Origin of the sequence: Solimonas fluminis (genome assembly GCF_002930645.1) — a bacterium.
Taxonomy (GTDB): Bacteria; Pseudomonadota; Gammaproteobacteria; order Nevskiales; family Nevskiaceae; genus Solimonas_A; species Solimonas_A fluminis.
The window spans coordinates 1-1,346 of sequence record NZ_PSNW01000030.1; the positions used below are offsets into that span (position 1 = coordinate 1).

Sequence of the window (1,346 nt, forward strand, 5' to 3'; positions counted from 1 at the left end):
ACCATGATCGAGGCGGTGAACATGATCGCCTTGCCGGTGGTGGTCAGCGCCGCCACGTTGGTGCGGCCCCAGTCGCCGTCCTGCGCGTGGAATTCCTCGCAGATGCGCGACAGCAGGTAGATGCCGTAGTCGATGCCCACGCCGACGCCCACGCAGGCCACCAGCAGGGCGTTGATGTCCAGGCCGATGCCCATCAGGTGCATCGCCGCCATCATCACGAAGTTGGACAGGTTCACCGGCACCAGCAGGATGATGCCGGCCACCAGCGAGCGGTAGGCCAGGCTGGTGCCGAGCAGGATCACCAGGTTCAGCGCGCCCAGGATCAGCCAGTGGTAGCGGTTGACCACGTCGTTCATCGCCTGCTGCAGCGCGATGGTGCCGGTGCCCAGGCGCACCAGGAAGGTCTTGTGGTCGGCGCCGACTTCCTCGAGCGCCTTCTTGGCGGCGGCCAAGGCGGCGTCGACGGTGTCCTGCTTGTTGTCCTTGTACCAGAGCGACACCGTGCCGTTCTGCTGCTCGAAGTCCACCACGTTGGAGTAGGCCTTGGGGCTGCTGCCGACCATCACCGCGCCGGCGGCGGCGCTGACGGCGCCGTCCACCGGGTCCAGCGGCAGCCACTTGGGGTTGCCGCCGCTGAACAGGCGATTGCCTTCCATCAGGTAGTCGGCGAACGACAGCGTCGCGCGGGGCGGGTTGTCGCCGCGCTCGATCAGCGCCTGCATGCGCTGCATGGTCAACATGGTGTCCGCGTGGTGCATCGTGCGGTTCGGGTTCTTCTGGTCCTTGGCCTCGAACACGATCTCCAGGGTGTTCACGCCGGGGAAGTTCTTGTTGATGCTGGAGACGGCGGTGTTGTACTCGGAGTCCGGCCAGAGCAGGTTGCTGCCCTCCACCGGGTTGCCGATCTTGATCATCAGGCCGGTCCAGGTGGCGGCGACGGCACCGACGATCACGATGATCGTGGTGGCGCGGGCGGCCTTGCCGTGGGTGAGGTGGGCGATGCCGTGCAGGGAGCGGGTCAGGGCCTTGTGCACGCCGCCTTCCTTGCCGTGGCCGATCAGCTTGTCGACGTTCTTGGGCGCCGGCAGCGCGGCCAGCAGCAGCGAGATCAGGATCACGCCGGTGGGGATCAGCCAGATCGCCCAGAAGCCGCAGAACAGGGCGAAGCGCTCCATCGCCGGGATCGGGGCGATGGCGATCAGGAAGATGCCGACGATGTCGGTGAAGATGCCCAGCACCGAGGGCGCCATCATCACGCCCATGGTGATCTCGGCCGCCTTCTTGCGGTCCTTGATGTGGGCGTAGATCTCGTAGTAGCGCTCGGTGAACTGCACGCAGTGCGAGAA

The 1,346-nt window shown here is 66.2% G+C and carries 1 protein-coding gene; it reads right to left on the reverse strand.

The genetic code is table 11. From position 1 onward, the window contains the following. On the reverse strand, positions 1-1,346 hold a 1,346-nt coding region (locus C3942_RS21835; protein ID WP_165797581.1), incomplete at both ends, for an efflux RND transporter permease subunit.